The organism is Pseudomonas brassicae, from assembly GCF_010671725.1.
Classification (GTDB): Bacteria; Pseudomonadota; Gammaproteobacteria; order Pseudomonadales; family Pseudomonadaceae; genus Aquipseudomonas; species Aquipseudomonas brassicae.
Genome location: NZ_JAAHBU010000451.1, coordinates 1 through 5,192, shown reverse-complemented (window position 1 = coordinate 5,192; position 5,192 = coordinate 1). Strand labels below are relative to the sequence as shown.

5 protein-coding genes are annotated in these 5,192 nt (G+C 65.4%); 3 read left to right on the top strand and 2 right to left on the bottom strand.

Translation table 11 applies throughout. The features are described 5' to 3' along the window. Positions 1–162 precede the first annotated feature (162 nt). Positions 163–504 (bottom strand): hypothetical protein, encoded by a 342-nt coding sequence (locus G3436_RS24205; protein WP_163950376.1) that lies wholly within the window; start codon positions 502–504, stop codon positions 163–165. Positions 505–630: 126 nt separating this feature from the next. Between G3436_RS24205 and G3436_RS24200 the strand changes: the two genes are divergently transcribed. Then, complete coding sequence (locus G3436_RS24200) at positions 631–1,095, top strand: Lrp/AsnC family transcriptional regulator (RefSeq protein WP_043863419.1); 465 nt, start codon at positions 631–633, stop codon at positions 1,093–1,095. Between the two features lie 3 nt (positions 1,096–1,098). On the opposite strand, the gene G3436_RS24195 is transcribed toward G3436_RS24200, so the two are convergent. Next, positions 1,099–2,466, bottom strand: coding sequence for a CYTH domain-containing protein (locus G3436_RS24195; protein ID WP_163950373.1), 1,368 nt, complete (start codon positions 2,464–2,466; stop codon positions 1,099–1,101). A 120-nt stretch (positions 2,467–2,586) separates the two neighbouring features. Between G3436_RS24195 and argE the strand changes: the two genes are divergently transcribed. Further along, positions 2,587–3,744: an acetylornithine deacetylase gene (gene argE / locus G3436_RS24190; protein ID WP_163950371.1), complete on the top strand. Its 1,158-nt coding sequence runs from the start codon at positions 2,587–2,589 to the stop codon at positions 3,742–3,744. A 114-nt stretch (positions 3,745–3,858) separates the two neighbouring features. Then, positions 3,859–5,157 (top strand): amino-acid N-acetyltransferase, encoded by a 1,299-nt coding sequence (gene argA / locus G3436_RS24185; protein WP_163950368.1) that lies wholly within the window; start codon positions 3,859–3,861, stop codon positions 5,155–5,157. The last annotated feature ends 35 nt before the right edge of the window (positions 5,158–5,192 follow it).

Below are 5,192 nucleotides of genomic sequence, written 5' to 3'. Positions count from 1 at the left end.
GCGCTGCTGGGCGCACAGGGCGCCGAGCAATGTGTCGAGGTCGAGCCAGCGGTCGGGCGGCGGGGCAGGCATGGCGATTCCTTGCGAGCGGTTGCGGGCCTGCCAAGGCTAGTCGGGGCTGCACGACATGGGTTGTTGCAAGGGTTGCCGCATTTTTCCGGGTCAGCGCGCCCGGCGCCACTCGCCGTGCTCGGCGCCCTGCGGTTGCAGGCTGACCTCGGTGACGCAGATCAGGTTGCGCATTTTTTGTGCAATCAGCTCGGCCCGGTGCCAGCTGAGCCCGGCCACCCCCAACTGGATGTCCAGCAGTTCGCCGTGCTGCTCCATGTGCAGTTGATGGGGCACCAGGAACTGCAGGGCGAACAGGTTGAGGATGCGGCACAGGCTGTCCGGCTCGGCCTCCACCTGCAGCCGGTAGCACACGTCGCTGTGCAGTGCAGTGGCGGCCCACACATCGGTGCGCAGCGGGGTGACGGGGGTGTCCAGCCGTTCGTGGGCGCTCATGGGATGTCTCCGAATTCGATGGCGGAATTTTTACATCTTCAGCGGGGTATTTTTTCTCTATGATCAGCCTGATCGCACGTTTATCGAATTGATCAATTCGCAATGTACGCCTGATGGGGATAGATCATGCAAAGCCAACTGGACGCCTACGACCGGCGCATCCTGGCCCTGCTGCAAGAAGACGCGTCGCTGTCCAGCGCGCAGATCGCCGAGCGCGTGGGGCTGTCGCAGTCGCCTTGCTGGCGGCGTATTCAGCGGCTCAAGGAAGAAGGGGTGATTCGCGGCCAGGTCACCCTGCTTGATCGCAAGAAGATCGGCCTGAACACGCAGATTTTTGCCGAGGTCAAACTCAACGCCCACGGGCGGACCAACTTTGCTGAATTCACCGAGGCGATCCGCGAGTTTCCTGAGGTGCTGGAATGCTATGTGCTGATGGGCGCAGTGGATTTCCTGCTGCGCATTGTCACCCCGGACATCGAAGCCTACGAACGGTTCTTCTTCGAAAAGCTGTCGATGGTGCCGGGGATCCAGGAGGTCAACTCGATCGTGGCCTTGTCTGAAATCAAGTCCACGACGAGTTTGCCGGTGTAGCCGTCACTTGCGCAGCAGGTGCTTCCAGCCGCGGCTCTGGAACACCGCCATGGCCTGATGGACACGGGCCTCGAGGACGTCGTCGCCGAGCGGCAGGTTGGCCAGCTCGTGCAGCTTGTTCAGTTCGCCGAACAGGCGGTCCAGGTCGGGGCTTTCGAGTACCTGGCGAGCATGGTGCAGCCAGGCCAGCAGGCGCTCGATGCGCGGCAGCTGTTCGGCCAGGTCTTCGGGTTGGCGATGGTACAGCGGCAGCTGCAGTGCGTTGGCTTCGTCCGACAGCAGTACCTTCAGCCAGTTGCCCAGCTGCGCGGCGCCCTGGCGGTCGCCGCGCTTGTTGCGCTCGACGGCCCAGCCGCGTGCCAGCAACCAGCGCGAGGTGTCCAGCGAGAACTGGCCCCAGCGGGTGTCGAGCAGCTCTTCGGCAAATTGCTCGGGCGCGGCGCGGCGTACGTCTTCGTCGTCGTTGCCGGCCAGTACCAGCGGGCGCCAGTCTTCGAGCAGGGCGTCAAGGCTGGTGCGCAAGGCGCTGGTGGTCGGGCGCGGTGCGGCCTGGCCCAGGCTGCTGAGCAGGGCGCGCAGTTCGGCAAGGCATTGCACCCAGTCTTGCAGCAGGCGCCAGTGGCCATTGAAACGGTACTGTTCGGCCAGGCGCTGGCTGGCGCCCAGCAGTTGCCAGGCCACGGCGGCAAAGGCGTCGTCCAGGGGCATCTCGGCATTGATTTCGGCGCCCGGCAGGCTCACGGCGTAGCTGGCCGGGTCGAGCAGGCGGTAGCCGCGCTCGGCCTTGCTGATATCGCAAGGGAACACCGGCAGGCTCGCTGCCAGTTCGGCGGCCAGTTCCAGCAGTGCGGCCGGGTCGCCTTCGCGCAGTTCCAGCTCCAGTTCGCAGATTTCTTCCTTCTGCTTGCCGGCTACCACAGTGCCCAGGTCGAGGGCTGCTTCGATCACGACCTTGGCCTTGCCACGGCCCCAGGCGATTTCGGCGAATTCGCGGGTGAAGTCGGTGCTGAACAGCGCCTTGATGGTTTTTTTGTCCAGCTCGGCGAGCTCGGCCGGCCACACGCTCTCGTCCAGCTTCTTCAGGTCGAGCTTGGCCTTGGGCAGCTCCCATTCGTGCTCGTTGCGCACCGACAGGCCGGCGGTGCTGTGCCCGCGGGCCTTGAGGGTCTGGATCACCACGTCGCCATCACGGCGCAGGCGCAGGGCAACCTTGGCCGCGGCCAGGTCGCGCTCGGGGGTGTCGAAATACTGGTTGAGCAAGTCGCGCTGCTGCCAGCCGGATTTGTTGCGCTTCTTCAGCAATGGGTGTTCACGCAGGGCGGCGAGGGTCTCGCGGCTGACCCGCAGTTTGAGTTCGGTTTCTGTGTTCATTGCTGGCAGGCTCGATGACTGGGTGCGTCTTGGCCGTGCAGTGTACAGGACTCGACCGCCGACGGTTTATTCCAGGTGCCCGATGGCCCTATGATGGGCCTCGTACCCAGGAGAATGCGCATGCCGTTGCCGCCGCTCAAAGACCAGTTCGCCGCCCTGATTGCCGCCCCGTCGGTCAGTTGTACCCAGCCCAGCCTGGACCAGTCCAACCGCGCGGTGATCGACCTGCTGGCCGGCTGGCTGGGCGATCTGGGCTTCGCCTGCGAGCTGCAGGAGATCACCCCGGGCAAGTTCAACCTGCTCGCCAGCTTTGGCAGCGGCCCTGGCGGCCTGGTGCTGGCCGGTCACAGCGACACGGTGCCGTACGACCCGCAACTGTGGCAGACCGACCCGCTCAAGCTGACTGAAGTCGACGGGCGCTGGGTGGGCCTGGGCAGCTGCGACATGAAGGGGTTCTTCGCGCTGGTGATCGAGGCGGTACGCCCGCTGCTCGACCAGCCGTTCAAGCAGCCGCTGCTGATCCTGGCCACCTGCGACGAAGAAAGCTCGATGTCCGGTGCGCGTGCCCTGGCCGAGGCGGGGCGCCCGCTGGGCCGTGCCGCCGTGATCGGCGAGCCGACCAGGCTGCGCCCGATCCGCCTGCACAAGGGCGTGATGATGGAGCGTATCGACATCCTCGGGCGCAGCGGGCATTCCTCCGACCCGAGCCTGGGCCACAGCGCCGCCGAGGCCATGCATGCGGTGATGGGCGAGCTGATGGGGCTGCGCCGTCAGTGGCAGCACGACTACAACAACGCCCAGTTCAGCGTGCCGCAACCGACCCTGAACTTCGGCTGCATTCATGGCGGCGACAACCCCAATCGTATCTGTGGCCAGTGCGCGCTGGAGTTCGATCTGCGTCCGCTGCCGGGCATGGACCCCGAGGTGCTGCGCGCGGCGATCCGCAGCAAGCTGGTGCCGCTGGCCGAGCAGCACCAGGTGCTTATCGATTATGCACCGCTGTTCCCCGAAGTACCGCCGTTCGAGCAGGCGGCCGATGCGGAACTGGTGCGGGTGGCCGAGCGTCTTACCGGGCACAGGGCCGAGGCGGTGGCCTTTGGCACCGAGGCCCCTTATCTTCAGCGCCTGGGGTGCGAGACCCTGGTGCTGGGGCCGGGCGACATCGCCTGTGCCCACCAGCCGGGCGAATACCTCGAAATGTCACGCCTGACGCCTACCGTGCGTCTATTGCGTGAGTTGATCGGGCATTATTGCCTGGACTCGGTAATTGCCCGTTGAGCCCAACCGTTTCAACCCAAGGAGAATGCGCGTGACGCCAGACCTGTTGCGACGATAACCCTTCGAGCGCTGTGTGCTTTTCCGTTCTTGTCCTCTTTTTTACAGGCTCTGGTTATGCCCGAATACGTCAATTGGTTGCGTCATGCTTCGCCTTACATCAATGCCCACCGCGACTGCACCTTTGTGGTCATGCTGCCCGGTGACGGGGTCGAGCACCCCAACTTCGGCAATATCGTCCACGACCTGGTGCTGCTGCACAGCCTGGGCGTGCGCCTGGTGCTGGTGCACGGTTCACGCCCGCAGATCGAAAGCCGCCTGGCCGCCCGCGGCCTGAGCGCGCACTACCACCATGGCCTGCGCATCACCGATGCGGCCACCCTGGAGTGTGTGATCGACGCGGTCGGGCACCTGCGCATCGCCATCGAGGCACGCTTGTCGATGGACATGGCGGCCTCGCCCATGCAGGGCTCGCGCCTGCGCGTGGCGGCCGGCAACCTGGTGACGGCACGGCCGATCGGCGTGCTTGAAGGCGTGGACTATCACCACACTGGCGAAGTGCGCCGGGTCGACCGCAAGGGTATCAACCGCCTGCTCGACGAGCGCTCCATCGTGCTGTTGTCGCCGTTGGGCTATTCGCCGACCGGCGAGATCTTCAACCTGGCCTGCGAAGACGTCGCCACCCGCGCGGCGATCGAACTGGGGGCCGACAAGCTGCTGCTGTTCGGTGCCGAACGCGGCCTGCTGGATGAAAGCGGCAAGCTGGTGCGCGAGCTGCGTCCGCAGCAGGTGCCGGCGCACATGCTGCGCCTGGGGCCGGATTACCAGGCTGAACTGCTGGATGCGGCGGCCGAGGCGTGTCGTGGCGGCGTGGCGCGCAGCCATATCGTCAGTTATGCCGAAGACGGCGCGTTGCTCACCGAGCTGTTCACCCGTGACGGTGGCGGTACGCTGGTGGCCCAGGAGCAGTTCGAGAAGGTGCGCGAGGCGGCCATCGAGGACGTTGGCGGCTTGCTTGACCTGATCAGCCCGCTGGAAGAACAAGGCATCCTGGTACGGCGTTCACGCGAGGTACTTGAGCGCGAGATCGAACAGTTCAGTGTGGTCGAGCGCGAGGGGATGATCATTGCCTGCGCGGCGCTGTACCCGATCGCCGACTCGGAGGCGGGCGAGCTGGCGTGCCTGGCGGTGAACCCGGAATACCGGCATGGCGGGCGCGGCGACGAGCTGCTGGAGCGTATCGAGACGCGGGCGCGGGAGATGGGCCTGAAGACGTTGTTCGTGCTGACGACGCGCACGGCGCACTGGTTCCGCGAGCGCGGCTTTGTGCCCAGTGGGGTGGAGCGGCTGCCGGCGGCGCGGGCGTCGCTGTACAACTATCAGCGCAATTCGAAGATCTTCGAAAAATCCCTGTAAAGCCTGGGCTGCTTCGCAGCCTTTCGCTGGCAAGC

Coding starts and splice junctions, on each gene's coding strand:
- G3436_RS24205 (WP_163950376.1), bottom strand. CDS start 504: ATGAGCGCCCACGAACGGCTGGACACCCCCGTCACCCCGCTGCGCACC.
- G3436_RS24200 (WP_043863419.1), top strand. CDS start 631: ATGCAAAGCCAACTGGACGCCTACGACCGGCGCATCCTGGCCCTGCTG.
- G3436_RS24195 (WP_163950373.1), bottom strand. CDS start 2,466: ATGAACACAGAAACCGAACTCAAACTGCGGGTCAGCCGCGAGACCCTC.
- argE (WP_163950371.1), top strand. CDS start 2,587: ATGCCGTTGCCGCCGCTCAAAGACCAGTTCGCCGCCCTGATTGCCGCC.
- argA (WP_163950368.1), top strand. CDS start 3,859: ATGCCCGAATACGTCAATTGGTTGCGTCATGCTTCGCCTTACATCAAT.